12 protein-coding genes and 1 pseudogene are annotated in these 20,870 nt (G+C 71.2%); 7 read left to right on the top strand and 6 right to left on the bottom strand.

The features are described from left to right. The first annotated feature begins 303 nt into the window (after window positions 1-303). The 7 genes and pseudogenes from TA3x_RS26410 to TA3x_RS26380 all read left to right on the top strand — a co-directional run bounded on the left by TA3x_RS26410 (window position 304) and on the right by TA3x_RS26380 (window position 12,215). Window positions 304-1,122, top strand: coding sequence for a hypothetical protein (locus tag TA3x_RS26410; RefSeq protein WP_435017664.1), 819 nt, complete (start codon window positions 304-306; stop codon window positions 1,120-1,122). Between the two features lie 340 nt (window positions 1,123-1,462). Then, window positions 1,463-2,488: a hypothetical protein gene (locus tag TA3x_RS26405; protein ID WP_435017663.1), complete on the top strand. Its 1,026-nt coding sequence runs from the start codon at window positions 1,463-1,465 to the stop codon at window positions 2,486-2,488. A 130-nt stretch (window positions 2,489-2,618) separates the two neighbouring features. Next, window positions 2,619-3,155 (top strand): hypothetical protein, encoded by a 537-nt coding sequence (locus TA3x_RS26400; RefSeq protein WP_435017662.1) that lies wholly within the window; start codon window positions 2,619-2,621, stop codon window positions 3,153-3,155. A gap of 158 nt (window positions 3,156-3,313) precedes the next feature. Beyond that, window positions 3,314-4,054 carry an SRPBCC family protein gene (locus TA3x_RS26395; RefSeq protein WP_435017661.1) on the top strand — a complete coding sequence of 247 codons (741 nt, stop codon included), beginning with the start codon at window positions 3,314-3,316 and terminating at the stop codon, window positions 4,052-4,054. Window positions 4,055-4,113: 59 nt separating this feature from the next. Beyond that, window positions 4,114-5,280, top strand: a pseudogene (locus TA3x_RS26390) (zinc-dependent alcohol dehydrogenase). 298 nt (window positions 5,281-5,578) lie between these two features. Further along, a complete protein-coding gene (locus TA3x_RS26385; RefSeq protein ID WP_435017660.1) occupies window positions 5,579-9,301 on the top strand; it encodes a Tex-like N-terminal domain-containing protein in 3,723 nt (1,240 codons plus the stop codon). A gap of 343 nt (window positions 9,302-9,644) precedes the next feature. Further along, the gene (locus tag TA3x_RS26380; protein WP_435017659.1) at window positions 9,645-12,215 is read left to right on the top strand and encodes a hypothetical protein; all 2,571 of its coding nucleotides are present in this window, start codon (window positions 9,645-9,647) and stop codon (window positions 12,213-12,215) included. 16 nt (window positions 12,216-12,231) lie between these two features. Here the strand turns inward: TA3x_RS26380 and TA3x_RS26375 are convergent, their stop codons facing one another. The 6 genes from TA3x_RS26375 to lon form a co-directional block, all read right to left on the bottom strand. Continuing rightward, window positions 12,232-12,942, bottom strand: coding sequence for an ABC transporter ATP-binding protein (locus tag TA3x_RS26375; protein WP_435017658.1), 711 nt, complete (start codon window positions 12,940-12,942; stop codon window positions 12,232-12,234). A gap of 25 nt (window positions 12,943-12,967) precedes the next feature. Further along, window positions 12,968-14,206, bottom strand: coding sequence for an ABC transporter permease (locus TA3x_RS26370; RefSeq protein ID WP_435017657.1), 1,239 nt, complete (start codon window positions 14,204-14,206; stop codon window positions 12,968-12,970). Between the two features lie 84 nt (window positions 14,207-14,290). Continuing rightward, window positions 14,291-15,604, bottom strand: a complete 1,314-nt coding sequence (locus TA3x_RS26365) for an FG-GAP repeat domain-containing protein (RefSeq protein ID WP_435017656.1) — start codon at window positions 15,602-15,604, stop codon at window positions 14,291-14,293. After that, a complete protein-coding gene (locus TA3x_RS26360; protein ID WP_435017655.1) occupies window positions 15,601-16,287 on the bottom strand; it encodes a metallophosphoesterase family protein in 687 nt (228 codons plus the stop codon). Before TA3x_RS26360 ends, TA3x_RS26365 begins: the two co-directional genes overlap by 4 nt. Before the next feature lie 85 nt (window positions 16,288-16,372). After that, window positions 16,373-17,938, bottom strand: a complete 1,566-nt coding sequence (locus tag TA3x_RS26355; RefSeq protein WP_435017654.1) for a B12-binding domain-containing radical SAM protein — start codon at window positions 17,936-17,938, stop codon at window positions 16,373-16,375. Window positions 17,939-18,250: 312 nt separating this feature from the next. Next, window positions 18,251-20,743: an endopeptidase La gene (gene lon / locus TA3x_RS26350; protein ID WP_435017653.1), complete on the bottom strand. Its 2,493-nt coding sequence runs from the start codon at window positions 20,741-20,743 to the stop codon at window positions 18,251-18,253. Window positions 20,744-20,870 lie beyond the last annotated feature (127 nt).

Raw genomic sequence — 20,870 nt, 5'->3', positions numbered from 1 at the left:
CCGACTCCCCGGGCCGGCCGCCATCGCAATCCGGTCGTTTCGGATCTGCCCGTCGATCGCGACGGATGGATTGCGCCGATTTTCCGCAAGACGAGGCGGCCCCCCGGTCGATCTCCCTGGTTGTGAGGACGTCCGCGAGGAGCATCGTCCAGCCGTCGTCGCGTCGCCGGAGGCGGTCGCGGCGGGGGTGTCGAGGCGGACGGTTTCGAGGCACAAGAGGAGCGGCCGATCGGCTGCCCCGGGCCAGATGGCCGGGGCGTGCCCCTTCGGCCGCGGGTCGGATTTGGGAAAGGAGTTCCCCGGATGCATCGCTTCGCACGGACGAAACTCGCGCTGGTCGGCCTGACGGTGGCCGCGCCCCTCGCCGCCCAGGCGGGAGACATCCCTTCCTACGCCAAGGGCGGATTCAGGACCCCGGCCCAGACGGTCGGCCTGGATGGGCGGGTCGTGAAGGCGAACCCGTCGCCGGGCGCCCCGGTGGCCCCGGTGACCCGGGCCGTGGGCTCGGCCCCGATGGTGATGACCGAGGCCCAGGCCCGCGCCATGCCGTCGCAGGGCCGGATCGTGGCCTGTGCCCACTCCCGCAACGGCGTCTGCCCGGCCTGCCAGGCGGTGCTGGACATGCCCGGGCAGGTGACGATGATGCCGGACGCCGCGCCTTCGGCCGCCCCGGCCGAGGCCCCCGGCCGCGCCGTGGCGTCGGCCCCGGCCGCCGCGGCCCCCGGGATGGGCCTGGCCTCGTCGGAAGAAGGCCCGATGCCGATCGGCGTGGTGCGGACCAACTTCTCCAACGGCAACGCCGGCGCGATGGGGATGGCCGCCCCGGCCGGCCCCGCGTCGGCCGCGATGTCGGCCCCCGGCCGCGCCGTGGCGGCCCCCGACCCGATGATGGGCGTCAGCTCGGCCCCCTACCAGCACCGGCGGTCGGAGGCGAACCCCAAAATCCTGGGCCACCTGTTCGGCTGGTCGGCGATCGGCAGCGAGTGGCGTGAGTCCCGGGCCTTCGCCCGCGACCAGGCCCGCTCCAAGTCCCGCGCCGCCGCCGCGATGGCCGCGATGAACCCGGAGGCCACCGGGGCGGACGCCATCCCCGCGGGGATGGTCTACGGCCCCCGCCGCTGAGCCCCGCCGCTCCAGCGGCAATCCGCAAACCGGAGATCGGACCCCGGGGCAACCCGGCGAGTCCCGACGACCCCACCCTCGCCCGAGGGGAGGGGTCGTCTCGCTTCGAAAACGCTCCAGCAGGCCCCCGGTTCGGCCGATGAATAACCCGGTAGCCGAGGCCATCTCAAATTGATCTTGACGGCCGGACGGGGAAGGCTCCCCGGCCGGATCGGCGATCGAGGCCCGGCTGACGACTGATGGCCCTGGCCCGCGCAGGATGGTGCGGGCCTCGCCACCGCTCGCGCATTTCTACCATCTCCAGGAGGGAACCCCTGCGTCGAATGACAATGGAGTGATCATGCGCATCGGATTTTGGCGAGGATTGAGCCTGGCCGTCGCCCTGGCCAGCACCCTGGCGACCTCCCGGACGGCCTCGGCCGATGGCTTCCACAAGACCATCCCCCGCGAGGTCCTCGCCCAGGACGTCCGCACCGGCGGGCCGTACTACGCCCCCCCGATCCCCTACGGCCACTACGCCAAAGACGGATTCATGTCCTGCCTCCACGGGGGCTACTTCGGCAAGGCCGGCCACGGCTGCGGGATCCTGGGCTGCGGCCTGGGCCACGGCGGCGGCGGGCTCGGTCATGGCGGCGGCGGCTGCGGCCTGCTGGGCTGCGGCGGCCTGTTCCACAAGGGTGACAAGGGCTGCGGCGACGGCGGTTGCGGGCTCGGTCATGGCGGCGGCGGCTGCGGCCTGTTCAAGGGCCACGGCGGCGGCGGCTGCGACGACGGCGGGTGCGGCCTGGGGCACGCCAAGCGGTTCAAGAACTGCGGGCTGTGCAAGGGCAAGGGCTGCGGCGTCTGCGAGACCAGCGGCCCCGGCGTCCCGATCCACACCCTGGCCTCGGCCCAGTCCCCGACCAAGGTGATCCCGGCCCCCGTGGCCTCGTCGCCCCAGGGCTACATGCCGTCCGGCCCGTGCACCGAGCCCGGCTGCACCTTCGGCCACGGCGGCGGCGACCCCTGCGGCTCGTGCGGCGGCAAGGGCTGCGGCCTCTGCGGCCTGTTCAAGAAGGGCCACGGCGGCGGCTTCGGCCACGGCGGCGGCGACCCCTGCAGGGCGTGCGGCGGCAAGGGCTGCGGCCTCTGCGGCCTGTTCAACAAGGGCGGGTGCGGTGCGTGCGGCGGCAGGGGCTGCGGCCTCTGCTCCAAGCTCAAGGGTCTCGCCCTGGGCGGCCTGTTCCACCACAAGAACAAGATCAAGTACTTCGTCGGGGCGGGCGGGCCGATCCCGCTGACCCCGGGCTACACCCCCTACGTCGTGACCACCCGGTCGCCGCGTGACTTCTTCTCCTTCCCGCCCTACACCCCCGACACCCCCTGATCTCGGGGCCCGCGCCCGACCGGCCTGGAATGGCCGGTCGGGCGGGGCCTTCGCCCGGACCCCCGGAGATCTGGGCCCGACCGGCACCGTCCGCCGGTCGGGCCACCTTGCGTCCGACATGGAGGTTGCGATGCGACGCCGATTCCCCGCCGGGCCCCGCCCGGCTTCGCTGGCCGTCATGCTCCTGGCCCTGGCCTGGGCCGGGGGAGCGAGCCCGGCCCGCGCCCAGGTCCCCCAGCCCCACCGGCCCGACGTCCGGGAGCGGAGCGGCCTGATCCGCCGGTTCGATTACCCGATCAACACCGGGCTGCCCAAGGACCCGTACCGCGACAACTTCTACGGGACGCGGTTCGCCGATCGCGGCAAGATCCTGCCGACCAACACCGTCTGCGACCAGGGCCTCTATGGCGTCCGCCTGCCGGCCGACGACACCGCCTCGGTCTACCCGTTCTTCTACGGGTCGCCGGGCCGGAGCACCATCACGGCCGAGTCGAAGGCCTGGCCTCGCCCGCTGCGGGCGGTCCAGCAGTTGGTGAACCAGAGGAAGCCGGTCGGGATGTACTACGATCGCGGCAGCTATGTCCCGATCTACGACCTCGACTCGTTCGCCCCCGGGCCGGGGCCGGACTACTGGCCGTTCTTCTTCCAGGGCAGCCGGGGCGGCTGATCGCCGGCCCGACTCGGATCCATCGAGACGCCCGCGCCGCCGGCCCCGGCCGGCGGCGCGGGCGTCTTCGCATGGTGCGGTCGGCATGGATTGTGCGGGCGGGTGGGCCCATCGCCCGACGGTCGCGACCCATTCCCCTCACCATCGGAGCCCTCATCATGGACCACCTGGCACTGTCGCGGGACCATGCCCCCCACGCGGGGGAGATCAACGTCGCCGACGCGGAACGATGGGCCTCCGGCATCGGCGGCGCCCTGCTGATCTCCGCCGGCCTGCGGCGTGGCTCGTTCCCCGGCCTCGGGATGGCCATCCTCGGCGGCTCCCTGGTCTACCGGGCCGTCACCGGCCACTGCCAGGCGTATTGCGCCCTGGGCATCAACACGGCGAAGCCCGGCAGCCACGCCGAGGGCCACCGCGTCCACAACGGCCGGCTGGTGAAGCACAGCGTCACGATCGAGCGGCCGGCCGCGGACCTGTACCGGGCCTGGCAGGACGTCGAGCAGCTCCCCCGCTTCATGGTCGACGTCGAGTCGGTCGAGAAGTCCGGCGAGAACCGGGCGCGGTGGGTCACGAAAGGGCCGATGGGCGAGACGTCGACCTGGGAGACCGAGGTCATCAACGACGTGCCCGACCATCTGATCGCCTGGAAGACCCTGCCCGGCGCCCACGTGGAGCACGCCGGCACGGTCCGGTTCGACCCGGCCACCGGCGGGCGGGGCACCGTGGTCACCCTGGAGGTGAACTACGAGGCGCCCCTCGGGGCCGCCGGCCTGGCGATCGCCCGGCTCATCGGCAAGGACCCGGACGCCAGCGTCCGCGAGGACCTCCGCCGCTTCAAGCAGCTGATGGAGGCCGGCGAGTTGGCCACCGTCGAGGGGCAGCCCTCGGGCCGCGCCTGAGCCGGCGCGACCGATCCGGACCGACACCACCAGGCCGCCCACCCGAGGTCATCGCATCCATGAAAGCCCTGTGCTGGGAGGGGAAGGGGAAGGTCCGCGTCTAGACCGTCCCCGACCCGAAGATCATCAACCCCCGCGACGCGATCCTCCGCGTCACCAGGACCGCCATCTGCGGGTCGGACCTCCACCTCTACGACGGCTACATCCCCACCATGCAGAAGGGGGACATCCTCGGCCATGAATTCATGGGCGAGGTGGTCGAGCTGGGCCGCGAGGTGCGGAACCTCAAGCTCGGCGACCGCGTGGTGGTCCCGTTCACGATCTCGTGCGGGAACTGCTTCTTCTGCCGCAAGCAACTGTGGTCGCTGTGCGACAACAGCAACCCCAACGCCTCGATCGCCGAGATGGCCTACGGCTTCTCGGCGTCGGCCCTCTACGGCTATTCGCACATGTTCGGCGGATACGCCGGCGGCCAGGCGGAGTACGTCCGCGTTCCGTTCGCCGACGTCGGGCCGATCGTGATCCCCGACGGGCTGGACGACGAGAAGGTCCTGTTCCTGTCCGACATCTACCCCACGGCCTACATGGCCGCCGAGAACTGCCAGATCGAGCGCGGCGACACCGTGGCGATCTGGGGCTGCGGCCCGGTCGGCCAGCTGGCCATCCGCAGCGCCTTCCTGCTCGGGGCGGAGCGGGTGATCGCGATCGACCGGATCGCCGCCCGGCTCCGCATGGCCGAGGCCGGCGGGGCGGAGACCGTCGACTTCAGCCGGCAGGACGTGTTCGAGACCCTCAAGGAGAAGACCGGCGGCCGGGGGCCGGATTCGTGCATGGATGCGGTCGGCCTGGAGGCCCACGGCCACACCCTGGGCGCCGCCTACGACCGCGCCCGCGCGGCGCTGTGGCTGACCACCGACCGGATCACCGCCGTCCGCCAGGCGATCCAGGCCTGCCGCAAGGGGGGGACGGTCTCGATCCCCGGCGTCTACGGCGGCCTGCCCGACAAGTTCCCCCTGGGCGCGGCCTTCTCCAAGGGGCTGACCCTGAAGATGGGCCAGACCCACGTCCATCGCTACCTCAAACCGCTGCTGGAGACGATCCAGGACGGCCGGATCGACCCCTCGTTCATCATCTCGCATCGCATGGGCCTGGCCGACGCCGCCGAGGGCTACCACACGTTCCACTCGCATCCGGGGGAATGCACCAAGGTCGTCCTCACCCCCTGATCCGCGGCTCGGCGACCCCGCCCCGGGCCGGGGTCGCCGCCCGGATTGGTCTTGACCTGGATCATCTTGCCCAGCTTTCCCGCTCGGCGTTTCAACCCAACTCCTCTAACGATGGAAGGTTCGGGATTAGGCGTGGTGCAGCCCGGATGCTTGACATGCGGGTTGGCATCCCATACAGTGAGCGGTCTGTTCTCGAATCTCGGATCCTTGGATGGTCCGCGCGCTTGTTCCGCGACCCTCTTCGAGGTGGCGGACCCCGCCGTGTCGTCGCCGTTCTTCCTATCAGGTGCCCCTTGCCATGGACAATCCGATTCAGGTCGACCTGGGCCGGATCGCGCAGGATCTGCAAATCCGGCGCGTTCAGGTGGAGAGCGTCGTCCAGTTGCTCGACGAAGGCAACACGGTGCCCTTCATCACCCGGTATCGCAAGGAACGGACCGGCAACCTGAACGAGGTGGCGATCCGGGAGATCCAGCTCCGCGTGGGCCGGCTCCGCGAACTCGCCGAGCGGAAGGAGACGATCCTCAAGGCGATCGAGGCCCAGGGGAAGCTCTCCGACGAGCTGGCCGCCGCGATCCGGGCCGCCGACAACTCCAAGCGGCTGGAAGACCTCTACCTCCCGTTCAAGCCCAAGAAGAAGACCAAGGCTTCGGACGCCCGAGAGCGCGGGCTCGAACCGCTCGCCCTCCGGGTCTGGAACCACGACGAGACCCTGACCGACCTGCCGGGGGCCGCCGCCGAGTTCGTCAACCCGGAGAAGGAACTCGACACCGTCGAGAAGGTCCTGGAAGGGGTCGGCCACATCCTGGCCGAGGCCATCAACGAGCTGGCCGTGGTCCGCGACGCCGTCCGCCGGGTGGTCTGGAAGACCGGCAAGGTCAGCACCACCAAGAGCGACATCCCCGAGGGGGAAGGGCTCGAGTACCGCGACTACTTCGCCTACTCCGAGCCGATCGCCCAGATCCCGCCGCACCGCGTCCTGGCCATCAACCGGGGCGATAAGGAAGGCCCGCTCAAGGTCAAGCTGGACGTGTCCCGCGCCGACCTGGAGTCCGCCACCTTCGCCCAGCTCCCGCTGGACGGGCACCCCCAGGCCGACTTCTTCCGGGCCTCGGCCCTGGACGCGCTGGACCGCCTGCTGATGCCGAGCATGGAACGCGAGGTGCGCCGCGACCTCACCGAGATGGCCGAACGCCACGCGGTGGACGTGTTCGCCCGCAACCTCCGCAGCCTCCTGCTCCAGCCGCCGATCCCCAAGCAGGTCGTCCTGGCGATCGACCCCGGGTTCCGCAACGGCTGCAAGGTCGCGGTGCTGGGCGAGCACGGCGAGCTGCTGGACCACGGCGTGATGCATCCGCACCCGCCCCAGAACCGACGCCACGAGGCCAAGGTCTACCTCAAGGATCTCGTGGGCAAGCACAAGGTCGGCGTCGTGGCCATCGGCAACGGCACCGCCTGCCGCGAGACCGAGGAGCTGATCGCCGAGATCATCTCCGAGGGGACCCACTTCCACAACAACCCCGACGCCGCCCTGGCCGTCCCCGAAACCCCGGCCGCCGAGGCGACCCCCGCCGAGGGGCAGGCGACCGAGACGCCGGCCGAAGGCTCGGCCGAGGCCCCGCCCGCCGACGCGGGAGCGACCCCGGCCGTCGAGGCCCACGCCTCGACCAACGGCGACGGCGCCTCCGAGCCGCAGGCCACCCCGGCCGGCGAGGGCAGCGGCTCTTCGTCCGAATCGATCCCGCCGATCTCCGGCGGCGCGCCCGCCGAGGGCGAGGAGAAGCCCGAGGCGAACAACCCGGGCGAGAACCCGCCCCCGCCGCCGTCGGCGACCTCCGAGGGGGAGACGCCCGAACGCCACGCCGACCAGGCCGACGCGTTGGAGCACTCCGAACAGACCCGGAACCCCGCCAACCAGGAGACGCCCAAGCCGATCTCCGGCGGATCGCCCGAGGCCGACGAGGAGCCCAAGCCGGCCGAGCCGACCGCCGCCGAGCTGACGCCGCCCCCGTCCGCGTCCGACACCCCGCCGCCCCCGACCTCGGGCTCGGCCCCGGCCCCCGACGAGCCGGCCGCAACCCCGTCGCACCTGCCCGCCGACGGCATCCGCGACGAGATCCCGGCCATCGACCCGGCCGCCTCGAAGCCGGCCGAGCCCGGTGCCGAAGCCTCACAGCCCGCCGAACCCAAGGCGGAAGCGACCGTGACGGCCGAACCCAAGGCGGAAGGGACCGGGGATGCCCCCGAGATCGTCCTGCCCGAGCATGGGGTCAAGGATGTCATCCCGTCGGGCACGCCCACGCCCCCGGAATCGGGCGTCAAGGACGTCCTGCCGGCCGATGCCGCCACCGCCGGCGGCGAGGGGCAGGGCCGCAAGGAGAACCAGCCGCGCGGGTCCAAGGGAGGCCGGTCGGGCAAGGGGGGGGATAACCCCCGCCCCGCCAAGCCCAAGGGCCCGCCGCCCCCGCCCCGGCCGCACGCCGCCGACGCCCAGCTCGCCCAGCTCGCCTACGTGATCGTCAACGAGGCGGGCGCCAGCGTCTACTCGGTCAGCCCGGTGGGCCGCGAAGAGTTCCCCGACTTCGACGACAAGGTCCGGGGCACGATCTCGATCGGCCGCCGGCTCCAGGATCCCCTGGCCGAGCTGGTCAAGATCGAGCCGCAGAACATCGGCGTCGGCCTGTACCAGCACGACGTGAACCCCAAGCAGCTCAAGGAGTCGCTCGAAGGGGTGATCTCCAGCTGCGTGAACTTCGTCGGCGTGGACCTCAACACGGCCAGCATCCCGCTGCTCCGCCACGTGTCCGGCATGAACCAGCTGACCGCCCGCCGGGTGGTCGAGCGGCGGGCCCAGCAGGGGCCGTACACCAGCCGGGCCCAGCTGATGGAGGTCGAAGGGGTCGGCCCGTCCACCTTCACCCAGGCGGCGGGCTTCCTCAAGCTGGGCGGCGGCGAGAACCCGCTCGACCGGACCTGGGTCCACCCGGAAAGCTACGCCACCGCCGAGAAGGTGCTGGAGAAGCTCGGGTTCACCCCGGACGTCGTCCGCCAGCGCGAGCGGCTGCCCGAGCTCCATGCGAAGCTCGATGAGGCCGACGTCGCGGCGATGGCCCGCGAGCTGGAGGTCGGCGAGCCGACCCTCCGCGACATCTTCGAGGCGCTGGCCCGCCCCGAACGCGACCCGCGCGACGACCTGCCCAAGCCGATCTTCAAGAAGGGCGTCCTCAAGCTCGAAGACCTCGAAGCCGGCATGGAGCTGAAGGGCACGGTCCTCAACGTCGTCGACTTCGGCGCGTTCGTGGACATCGGCCTCAAGGACTCGGGCCTGGTCCACATCAGCCAGCTCGCCAACCGCTACATCAAGAGCCCGCACGACGTGGTCAGCGTCGGCGACGTGGTGTCGGTCTGGGTCATGGGCGTGGACGGGGAGCGGAAGCGGGTCTCCTTGACGATGGTCAAGCCCGGCACCGAACGCCCCCGCAGCGAACGCGGCCCGGCGGGCGCGGGTGCCGGCGGCGGCCGACGCCCGCAGGGCGAAGGGCAGGAAGGCCGCGGCGGCGCCCGCCGTCCGGCCGGCCCGGGCGGCCCGCGGCGCGAGAGCGCCCCGCCGTCGCAGTTGACCTCGCCCCCGGCCGGTGGCGGCCCCGGCGGGGCTCGCCCCGGCGACCGGGCGCCGTTCCGCGGCCCGGCCGGCGGGGGCGGATCTCGGTTCGGCGGCCCCAATCGGGGCGGCTCGCGGTTCGGCGGCCAGGGGGGCGGACGCCCGCCCGAGCCGTCCGCTCCCAAGACGGTGCTCCCGCCCCGTCCCGCCAAGCCGGCCCCGCCGCCGCCCCCCCTGTCCAAGGATGCCCTGGCCGGCAGCGTCCCGCTCCGCAGCTTCGGCCAGTTGAAGCAACTGTGGCAGGCCCGCGACGAACCGGAAGGCGAAGGCGGATCGACCCCCCCGGCGGAAGGCTCCGCGCCCGCCCCGGAGGGGACGCCGACCCCGACCCCGCCGTCGACCCCGGAATCCGGTTCCTGAACCGAGAACCCGGTTGCATGATCACCGCAGGCCGCCATCCCCACCGGGATGGCGGCCTGTTTCGTTAACGCAACGTCTCCCCACCCGGATCGCCCCGATAGACGGCCCGAATCCGCGTGATGATGGCTCCGCCCCCCGCTTTCGGCGGGCCGATGAGAGGGGAAATCCCGACAACCACTCGCGGGTATCCGATTTGCACTCGTAATCAATTCATCGAGCTGCATCTCGAACGCCGGAGCACCGCGGGTCCTGGGAAGGGGTGACGATCATGTTGTGGGAGATCCCCGTGTCGGGACGCCGTCCGCGCAGGCGTCGGCGGGTCCTCGGTTGGCTCGCGACGGGGATGATATCCCTGGCCGCCCCCTCGGCGATGGCCCAGGGGCTGGATGCCCCGCCGATGCCGGTCCCGTTCGATCAGCAGGCGCCGCCGCCGGACGTCCAGGGCGACCCGAACGTGCAGGTCCTCACCCGAGGTCCGATCCACGAGGCGTTCGCCGAGTCCGTGGCCTACAACCCGGTGATGAATCCGATCGTCCCCAAGGCACCCCCCGCGCCGGTCGAGGAGCAACCCCCCGACCAGCGGCCGGAAGGGGCGGACGTGGAGTGGATCCCCGGCTACTGGGCCTGGGACGACGAGCGCAGCGACTTCATTTGGGTCAGCGGCATCTGGCGCGACATCCCCCCGGGCCGCCAGTGGGTGCCCGGCTACTGGGTCCAGGCGGAGAACGGGTTCCAGTGGACCTCCGGGTTCTGGACCTCCACCGGCGAGCAGGAGCTGGTCTACCTGCCGGCCGGCCCCCCGCCGTCGCTCGAAGCGGGACCGAACACCCCCCAGCCCGGCGAGAACTTCGCCTGGATCCCCGGCTCCTGGACCTGGGCCGAGAATCGGTACGTCTGGCGCCCCGGCTACTGGATCCAGACCCAGCCGGAATGGATCTGGATGCCGAGCCGCTACGTCCCGACCCCCAGCGGGTACGTGTATGTGGATGGGTACTGGGATTATCCCCTGGCCCAGCGCGGCCTGACCTTCGCCCCGGTGGCGTTCACCCCGACCGTCCTGGCCCGGCCCAACTACAGCTACACCCCGTTCGTGGCCCTGGCCGCCGGCGGGCTGCTGGCCAACCTGTTCGTCCGGCCCAACCAGAGCAACTACTACTTCGGCGACTACTACGGCGTCGGTCGCGGGCCGAACGCGGGCTATATCCCCTGGTTCGAGCGGCAGCAGTACCGCTCGGGTTATGACCCGATCTATTCGCAGATGTCCGTCATCAACGCCCGGCGCGAGCCGGAGTGGGATCGCCGGCTCCGCGAGGGGTATCGCTATCGCTTCGACCACGACGACGCCCGCCCGGCCCCGACGTTCATCGCCGAGCGGGCCCGGCTCGAACAGCGGCGGGCCCGGGGGGAAGATATCCGCGACCTCGGCTTTGCGCGCCCCCTGAACCAGTTCAACCAGGGCCCGAACCCGGGACGCCGCCTCGTCGCGGTCGACCAGCAACAGCGGAGCGAGTTCGTCCGCCGCCAGGCGGAGGTCCAGAAGTTCCGCGAGGCCCGCCAGGCGCAGGAGGTGGCGGCCCGCCGCCCGCCCAACGCCCGGCCCGACGAGGATCGGCCGCGGCAACTCCCGCTGAATCGGTCGCCGATCTTCGCGGGCGGACGACCCGGGCGCAATCCCCAGGGCCCCAACCCGGTCGCCGCGGCCCCTCCCCGGCCGGAGCAGCACAATGCCTTCCGCCCGGCCTTCCCCGCCGGGGCGGGCAACGGCAACAACCGCCCCAACCCGGGGCCCGGCGACGGCCCGGATCGCCGGCCCGGCGACCGCCCCAACCGAGGCCCCGGCGACGGCCCCAACCGAGGCCCCGGCGCAGGACCTGGCCCGAACCGTGGGCCCGGCGATGGCCCCAATCGTGGACCGGGCGACGGACCGGGCCGTGGCCCTGGCGATGGCCCCAATCGCGGCCCGGGAGCAGGGCCCGGGCCCAACCGTGGGCCCGGCGACGGCCCCGGGCCGAATCGAGGTCCTGGCGATGGCCCCAATCGTGGCCCCGGTGCAGGGCCCGGCCCGAATCGCGGGCCCGGTGACGGCCCCAATCGAGGCCCAGGCCCGAACCGCGGCCCCGGCGATGGACCGAACCGCGGCCCCGGCGCCGGCCCCGGCGATGGTCCCAATCGAGGTCCCGGAGCCGGGCCCGGCCCCAACCGAGGCCCCGGAGCGGGTCCGAATCGCGGCCCCGGCGATGGACCCGGGAATGGCCCCCGCAATCCCGGAGGCCAGCCACGCCCCCAGCCGGCCCCCCAGCCGCAGCCTCAGCCCCAGCCGGTCCCTCAGCCGCAACCGCAGCCGACTCCCCAACCGCAGCCCCAGCCTGGGCCCCGGCCCGGGCCTCAGGCGGGGCCTCGGCCCGGCGGCCGTCCGGACGGCGATGGTCCGGGGCGGGGCAATGGGCGGCCCGGCGGCGGGAACAGGCCGGGAAACCCGGACCGACCTCAGAAGAAGGGGGATTCGGCGATGAACGGCCGGCCGAACGGCCCGCAGATCCCGAATCGGCCCCAGGGGATCGCCGCGATGTCCCCGAGGCCGGGCGGATTCCCGATGCCCAACCGTCCCCAGGGCGTTGGGGCGATGACGCAGCGTCCCGGCGGAGCACCGGGGCCCAACCGGCCCCAGGTCTTCAACCCGAACCCGCAGCCGAGGCCGACGGCACCCGCGCCGGGCCGGCCCGGGCCGCAGCCCGCCCCGAACGTCGCCCAGGGCCCCCAGCGGCCCCGCCCCCAACCCCAGCCGCCCGGAGTGCAGGCCTCGCCCGGTCCCCGGCCTGGCGCGGCGGCGAACCCGGGGCGGCCCGGCCCGGGGGGTCGCAAGCCGGACAAGCCCGATCAGCCCCGGAAGAAGAACCAGAAGCCCGGCGATTAATCGCCGCGTCGATTGGTCAGTGAGCCCCGGCCGCGGCCAGGTCGCCCTCGGATTCCAACCCCGAGGCCGACTTGACGCGGCCGTCCTCGATTTCCAGGACCAGGTCGTCGGGCCGGATGAACCGGCGGTCGTGGGTGACGACGACCAGGGTCGTCTTCCGCTCCTCCTGGAGCCGGTGCAGGATCCGGTAGACCTCGTCCCCGGTCCGGGAGTCCAGCTCGCCGGTCGGCTCGTCGGCCAGGACGACGACGGGGTCCTTGATCAGGGCGCGGGCGATGGCGACCCTTTGCTGCTCGCCGCCGGAGAGCATCCCCGGCCGGTGGTCGAGTCGATCGCCGAGGCCGACGGTGGTGAGCAGGTCGGCCGCGCGGTCGAGGTGTTCCCGGGTCACGCCGGTCGGCATGAACGGGACCACCACGTTCTGCACGGCGGTGAGGTTGCTGATCAGGTTGAACGACTGGAAGATGAAGCCGACGCGATCGCGGCGGTAGGCGTTCTGCTCGGCCTCGCTCATCGCGGTGAGGTCGCGCCCTTCCACGGTAATCGTCCCGGAGGTCGGCCGATCCAGGGCGCCCATCAGGTAGAGGAGCGTGCTCTTGCCCGACCCCGAGGGGCCGACGATGAACGCGAACCGGCCCTTGGGGATGCGGCAGGACACCCCGCGAAGGACGTCGACCATCCGGTCCCCGCTCCGAAACGACTTCGTGACGCCCGCGACTTCAATCATGTCGATCCTTTGTCCTACGCCTCGTTCAACGCGAGCCCAGCCGGATCGCATCCATCGGGACCAGCCGCGACGCCTTCCAGGCGGGGTAGAGCCCGCCCAGCGTCCCCATCACCACCGAGAGTAGGAGCCCGGTCGCGACCAACCCGGGCGTGAACTGGAGCTGGAGCCCGCCGGACAGGAACTGGTTGGCCACCTGGGTCATCGCCAGGGCCATCAGGCAGCCGAGCGCCCCGGCCAGAAGCCCCAGGTACGCGCTCTCCAGAGTGACCAGCCCCAGGACGTTGGACCGCGACCAGCCGTTGGTGCGGAGGACGCCGAACTCGACGAACCGCTCGGTGGTGCTCATCAGCATGGTGTTAATGATCCCGACCACCCCGACCAGCAGGGCGAGGCTGACGGTCATCATCAGGAAGGTGTCGATCTGGCCCATGATCGTGCCGAAGTTGGCGGCGAACTCGGACATGCTCCGGGCGTCGACGCGGGGCTCGGGCAGGGCCTCCTCGATCTTCAGGGCGAGTTCGTCGATCCGGCCCGGGTCGTCCCCCTCGACGTAGAAGCTGGAGACCTCGCCGTCCCCCTTGCCCAGGAGCTTCCGCGCCGTGCCGATGTCCATCACGATGACCGGGTCGAGCAGCATCGAGCCGGTCTCGTAGAGGCCGATGATCGTATACGGCTCGGACCCGATCTTGAGTTGCTGGCCGACCTGCTTCGCCGTGCCGTCGGGGTTCTTGTGCTCGGCGGCGATCTTGCGGCTGATGACGATGTTCCGGGAGCCGGCATCCTCGGGCAGGAGGAACCGCCCTTCCTTCAGGGCGTTGGGATAGACGGCGCTCTTCAGCCCCTGGTGGGCGACGATGTCCTGCCCCTGGATGATGGTGGCGTCCAGGAAACTCTGGATCTTCTGCTCCCTGGTCCGGTTGAGGAATTCCAGGGGGTTGCGCGGGATCAGGCTCACGTCCTCGATGGTCGGCGGCAGGCCCCAGACCTCCGGGGCCACGGCGCGGACGCCGGGCATGGACCGGATCGTCTCCCCGACCGCGACGGGCAGGCTGCTGAAGACCGGCGTGGGCACGTTCTCGCGGAGGACCATGACCCCCTTGATCTTCTCCAGCGTGTCGCCGACCAGGGACCGCAGGCCGGCCGAGACGCTGAACAGGCCGAGGACGCCCAGGATCGGCACGGACAGCCCGATCAGGGCCAGGATCGTCCGCAACGGCCGGGTCAGCAGGTTGCTCCAGGCGAATTTCCCCATGCGCTCGGCCATCTCCCGGGAGTCCGATCCGATCATCGTTTCGAGGGCGATTATAGTCGGGCCGGCCACCCGGGGTAAGGGGCGAGGCGGGCCGGCTCACTCCGGCTTCAGGTTCCAGTAGATCTTGACGTTATGGGTGGCCCGGCCCCCCGCGATGATCTCCGGCCGGCCGTCGCCGTCGAGGTCGGCGGCCACCAGGTCCTCCACGGCCACGCCGCCGTCGTCGATCGCGTATTTCTTGAAGTGGGGAACGGTCACTCCGTCTTCGGGGTCATAGACGAGGACGCCCGGCCCCCGGAGTTTGGGGGGGAGCCCAGGACCAAAGGACATTCCCGAGGGAGCCAGATTGGTGGTGATCTCCGGATTCTTGTCACGCTGGCCGACGATCAATTCCTCATCGCCATCCCCATCCAAGTCGGCGCACCACACGGCATGGCCCCACTGGATCGGGGCATCGATCGGTTGCCGACGCCACAAGTTCGCATCGATGCGCCTGAGTTCCGCAGACGAAATGCCCGCACTGACGCCCGTGACCGGCGTATACACGACGACCGTTGAGCCGTGCCAGGGCTCGATCGTGGCCACGTAAGGGCGTCCATCGCGAAGCTTGCCGAGCTTGATCTCGCTGGAGCCCTTGAATGGCTTCGACTCCTGATCCCCCTCGCCGAATTTGGTCGGATTCCATCGCCCGTCCTTGTCCTTGCGGAGCACGAAGACGCCCTCCCAGGCGGCCAGGAGGAGATCGTCGCGGCCGTCGCCGTCGAAGTCCTTGACCTGGAGGTTGTGGACCGTGTGGAGCTTGTCCGTGAGGACTTCCACCGGCCAGGGTTCCTTGAACGGGTCGGCGGGGACGGTCAGGGCCATGATCCGCGAGCCGTTGCCGGCGCCCCAGTCGGGCCCCTTGGTTCCCCGGCCCTGGAGCGGGGCGACGATCAGCTGCTTCTTGCCGGTGCCCAGGACGTCGCCCCAGCGGACCCGGTGGAGGGTCGGCTCGGACAGGATCGGGATCGACCGCCAGGTCCCCTCGGGGGCCCCGGTGCGGGTGAGCCACTGGAGGGTTCCGCCCCCCTTGGTGTCGGACGGCCGCCAGGCGGCGCCCAGGGCGAAGTCGACCCGGCCGTCGCCGTCGATGTCGTGGGGCTGGAGGCAGACGTTGTCGCGCTCGGTGATGCCCCGGATGATATCGTGCTTCGTCCAGGTCGGGTTCTGATACCAGACCACGGCGTCGCCGGCCACGGCCACCACGTCGGGCTTGCCGTCGCCGTCCACGTCGGCCACGGCCACGGCGTAGCAGACGTCGCCGACCCGGGGGTCGATCTCCTGGGCGCGGAACCGGTGCGGCTCGGCGGCCCGGGCGGGGGATCCGAGGGCGAGGGCGACGACGAGGGCGAAACGATGGCGGTGGCTCATGGGGCGGTCCGGGGTTCGGAGTGGTCGCAGAGCACGGGCAGGGGGCGGCCCTGGGGGCGTGCCCACCCGGCATCGGCGTAGAGGTCGAGGGGGTCGAGCCGGCCGGTCCCGGTGTCGAGGATCGCGGCGTAGCCGTCGCACACGGCATGGACGACCATCATCGTCGGGGCCTCCGGCCGGAACCGGAACGGCTCGCGGCCGTCCCAGGGCAGGGGGCCGCGCCGGTCCAGGGCCAGCCAGCGGTGGAAGTGGCCGATCAGGATGGCGTGGTGCGGCGTCGCGTCGAAGCTCCGGGCGATCAGGTCGGGGGTCAGCGGCCTCTCGTCGGCGTGCCAGATGTCGGTGATCTCCCGGCAGTCGAGCCAGGGCTCGCGGTGGGCGAGCAGGAAGCCGTCGATCTCCATCCGGGGCAGCAGGGTGGCCATGTAGTCGAAGACCCGGCGGCTGTAGCGTTCGAGGGCGAACGGGGACGGGTCGACGCAGAGGCCGTGATCGTGGTTGCCGTAGACGCCGACGGCCCCCGCCGCCTCCAGCAGTTCCACCGTGCGTTCCAGGCGCGGCCCGGTCTCGAACAGGTCGCCCAGCGTCACCACGCGATCGACCCCGGCGCGGCGGAAGCCGGCCAGGGCCACATCGAGCAGTTCGACAGCTTCGTGGATGTCGGAGACGATCCCCAGCTTCACCGGGCCGGCCTCCTGGGTGGGGGACAGGGATTGAGCCCGATCATGCCACCGCCCGGGGCGCCCCGCAAGCGCGGGGCGGGCCGGCTCAGGTATTCACCAGCCGCGATTCGCCCCGCGCCATCTGCCGGGTCATGATGGCGAAGTGGGTGTGCATCACGCATTTGAAGGCGAACTGGAACAGGTAGCGCGGCGGCCGCTTCGCGGCGATCAGCCGGCGGAGATACTTGGCGTAAACCGGCCGGTCGGCCCGGGTCCGGGGGTCGGACCAGATCTTGGCCAGCATCCCCAGGGCGGCCAGGATCGTCAGGGCCTGGATCTTCACGTAGGTGAGGAACCGGTGGCGGCGGAGCCAGTCCATCTTGCGCGAGGCCAGGGGGACCCGCCCCTCTACGAACAGGGCGTCGAAGCGTTCGAAGTAATGTTCGGTGTCGTAGAGCCGGACCATCAGGTCGAGCCAGCCGTCGCGCATGACCTCCCGGCTCATGTTGAGCGGGATCACGTTGGTGGCGATGTTGGGGTCGTCGGCCGCGGCGTTGTCCAGCCGGCCCTCGGCCTCCAGGCGGGCGTAGAGCGGCGTCTTGGGGATCGCCGAGAGCATCCCGGCCATCGCGCCGATCACGCGGGCTTCCTTGAGGAACTCGTACTGGCGGTCGAAGACGGTCTCGTCGTCCTTGTCGAAGCCGACGATCATCCCGGCGTAGACCTCCATGCCGGCGTCCTGGACCTTGCGGATCTTGTCGATCATGCTCCCCGGTCGGACATTCTGGAACTTCTTGGTCTCGCGCAGGGCCTCCTCGTCGGGGCTCTCGATGCCGATGAAGACGGCGACCATGCCGGCCTCGGCCATCAGCTGCATCAGCTCGTCGTCCTCGGCGAGGTCGAGCGACGCCTCGGTGAAGAACGAGAGCGGATAGCCGTGCTCGTGCTGCCAGGCGACGATGGCCCGGAGGATGACCTTGGCCGCCTTCTTGTTGCCGATGAAGTTGTCGTCGACCAGGAAGATCACCCGCACGCCCTGGTCGTGCTGGGCCTGGATCTCGCTGATGACCATCTCGGCGGTCTTGATCCGGGGCTTGCGGCCGAAGATCACGATGATGTCGCAGAACTCGCACTGGAACGGGCAGCCGCGCGACGTCTGGATGCAGCCCATCGCGTATTCGTTGAACTTGACCAGGTCGTACCGGGGGATCGGCACCTTGGTCATGTCGGTCTTGTCGGCCTGCTCGTAGCGGGCGGCGTGGCGGCCGTCGGCCCATTCTTCGAGGAACCGGGGCCAGGTCTCCTCGGCCTCGCCGATGAACAGGACGTCCACGAGGCCCTCGAACCAGTCCTCGGCGACGGTGATCCAGGGGCCGCCGATCACGACGAAGCAGCCGCGCGACCGGAGTTCTTCGAGGATCTCGCGCATCCGGTCGCGCTGGACCGTCATGCCGGTGATGCCGACGATGTCGCACTTCTCGACCTCGTCGAAGTCGATCTCCTCGATGTTCTCGTCGATCAGCAGCAGTTCATGGCCCGGCGGGGTCAGGCCGGCCAGCACCGGCAGGGCCAGCACCGGCATGTTCGACTTCTTGCCCAGGATGGGGAGTCCGTGATTGAGGCCCCAGAACGAGGTGGGGAACTTGGGGTTGATCAGGCAGATCCGGGCCATCAAATCATCCTTGGCGGGTCGTCCCCCTCGCGGGCGAGCGAACCGAGCGTGGTCGATCAGGGTGAAGAGCGGTCGGCGACCCTGGCATGCGAATTCCCGGCCGGGATCTGGGAAAACCCAGCGAGGCCGAGCCGGGGGCGGAGCAAGGTCGAATGACGATTCTAGGGGACTCGCGGCGTAAGTATAAGCCGGTTCCCTAATTTTGATCGAGATCGGGCCTCCCGGATCGACGAAAAAGGGCCGGAACGCCCGAAAGCGCCCCGGCCCCGTTGAAGCTCGGAAAACTGGGAAGACCCTGACCCCGCGAGGGGGTCAGCCGACCATGATCGTGCGGTCCACGTCGTCGAAGGAGCGGCCTTCGCGTGCGTTGGCGAATGGCTCGACCGGCGACGGCAGCAGGGCGATGTCGAGGACCTCGTCCAGCGTCGCCACGCAGTTGATCTGCAAGGCGGCCCGGACATCTTCCGGCAGGTCGTCGAGGTCGGCCTCGTTGTCGCGAGGCACGAGGATCTGGGTGCACCCGGCGCGGTGGGCGCCGAGGATCTTCTCCTTCACGCCGCCGATCGGCAGGACGCGGCCGCGGAGCGTGACCTCGCCGGTCATCGCCACGTCGCGCCGGACCGGCCGGCCGGTCATGGCCGACACGATCGCGGTGGCCATCGCCGCCCCCGCCGACGGGCCGTCCTTGGGGACCGCACCGGCCGGGACGTGGATGTGGACCTCGATCGGGCCGGGCTTCGCCGCGAGCCGGGGGGCCCGGGCGTGGGTGGCCGCATAGGTCAGCGCCGCTCGGGCCGACTCCTTCATCACGTCGCCGAGCTGGCCGGTCAGGATCAGCGACAGGTTGCCCCAGCCGCCGGAGCCCGCCACCGGCGCGTCGGACGACGCCGGCGCCTCGCCGTTGAGCCGGCGCAGGGCCGCCTCGACGAACATGATGTCGCCGCCGGCCGGGGTGTAGTACATCCCGGTGGCCACGCCCACCTCGTTGGCCTCGGCGATCCGCTCGGGGTGGACCCGGGCCCGGCCCAGCAGGGCGCGGACGTCCTCGGGCGTCACGACCCGGCCCGGCGCGGCGCCGGACGCGATCTCGCGGGCGACCTTCCGGGTGACGGCGCCGATCTGGCGTTCGAGCTGGCGGACGCCGCTCTCGCGGGTGTACCGCCCGACGAGCGCCTTCACGGCCTCGTCATCGAAGGTCACATCCTCGGTGGTCAGGCCCGAGTCGGCCAGCTGGCGCGGGATCAGGTAGGTCTTGGCGATCTCGGCCTTCTCGCTCTCGGTGTAGCCCGAGAATTCGACGACCTCCATCCGGTCGAGCAGCGCGGCCGGGATGTCCTGGATCACGTTGGCGGTGGCGACGAACAGGACCTCGCTCAGGTCGAACGGGACGTTGAGGTAGTGGTCCGTGAACGAGTCGTTCTGCGCCGGGTCGAGGACTTCCAGCAGGGCCGAGGCCGGGTCGCCCTGGAACGACGCGCCGAGCTTGTCGACCTCGTCGAGCAGGAAGACCGGGTTCTTGGTGCCGGCCTGCTTGAGCCCCTGGACGATCCGGCCGGGCATGGCGCCGACGTAGGTGCGGCGGTGGCCCCGGATGTCGGCCTCGTCGCGCACCCCGCCCAATGCGGCCCGGACGTACTCGCGGTCCAGGGCACGGGCGATCGACTTGGCGATCGACGTCTTGCCGACGCCGGGCGGGCCGACGAACAGGAGGATCGGGCCCTTGGCCATGGCGCGGGCCTTGGCCTCCTTGTCCGCCCCCTCGGGCTGGGCGGCCAGGCGGCGGGCGCGGAGCTGCCGCACCGCCAGGAATTCGAGCACGCGGTCCTTCACGTCCTGGAGGCCGTGGTGGTCCTCGTCGAGGACTTTGGTGGCGCGGGCCAGGTCGAGGTCATCGTCGGACCGGGTGTTCCAGGGGAGTTCGGCGATCCATTCCAGGTAGGTGCGGATCACCTGCCCCTCGACCGACTCCCGCCCCGACCGCTCCAGGCGGTTGAGTTCGCGGTCGACCTCCTTGCGGGCCTCCGCGGGGAGTTCCAGCTTGGCCAGGGCGTCGCGGAGGTCGGCGATGTCGTGGGACTTGTCGTCGTCGCCCAGCTCCTTCTGGATCGCCTTGAGCTGCTCGCGGAGGTACATCTCGCGCTGGCGTTCCCCCAGCTCGGTCTGGACCTGGGACTGGATCTCGGCCTGGGCCGCGAACATGCCGATCTGGCGCTGGACGTGGACCAGCACCCGGCGCATCCGCGTCTCGACGTCGAGCGTCTCCAGGAGTTCCTGCTTCTCGGCGACCGGCAGCTCGATGTAGCCGGCCACGAGGTCGGCGAACCGGCCGGGGTCGGTCACCGAGTCCATCACCTGATGGAGCACCTCCTCGGGCAGCCCGCGCTTCTCGCCGAGCTCCATGGCGCGGTCGCGGGTCTCGCGATGGAGGGCCGCGAAGGCCCGGTCATCCGGGTTGATCGGGGCCATCTCCTCGATGGCGACGACGTCGGCGGCCAGGTATCCCTCGACCGGGTTGAACCGGAGGGCATTGGCGCGGGAATCCCCCTGGAGCAAAAGCTGGAGCCCGCCCAGGCCGCGCTGGACCTGGCCGATCCGGGCGACCACGCCCAGGGAATTGAGCTGCTCGGGGGCCGGCTCCTCGGCCACGTCGCGCTGGGCCACGGCGAAGACGAGGCCGTCGGCCTTCATCGCCGCCTCGACGGCCCGCAGGGTCCCGGGGCGGCCCGCCGCGATCGGCACGGTCAGCCCGGGGAAGATCGCCGTCCCGCGCAGGGGCAGGACGGGAAGCGTTCGCACATCGGCCATCGCACACCCTCCCTCGCACAAGCCCCCCGCCCGGCGAGGGCGGAGGGAGGATTTTTCGGTCGTGTCATGTCGGCTCTTCACCGCAATGATACGACGGCCGTGCAAGGGGTGTTCGCAACCGAGCGCC

It is taken from the genome of Tundrisphaera macrotermitis, from assembly GCF_051175315.1.
Classification (GTDB): Bacteria; Planctomycetota; Planctomycetia; order Isosphaerales; family Isosphaeraceae; genus Tundrisphaera.
The sequence above is the reverse complement of the archived record's forward strand: the minus strand, read 5'-3'. Positions and strand labels throughout refer to the sequence as shown.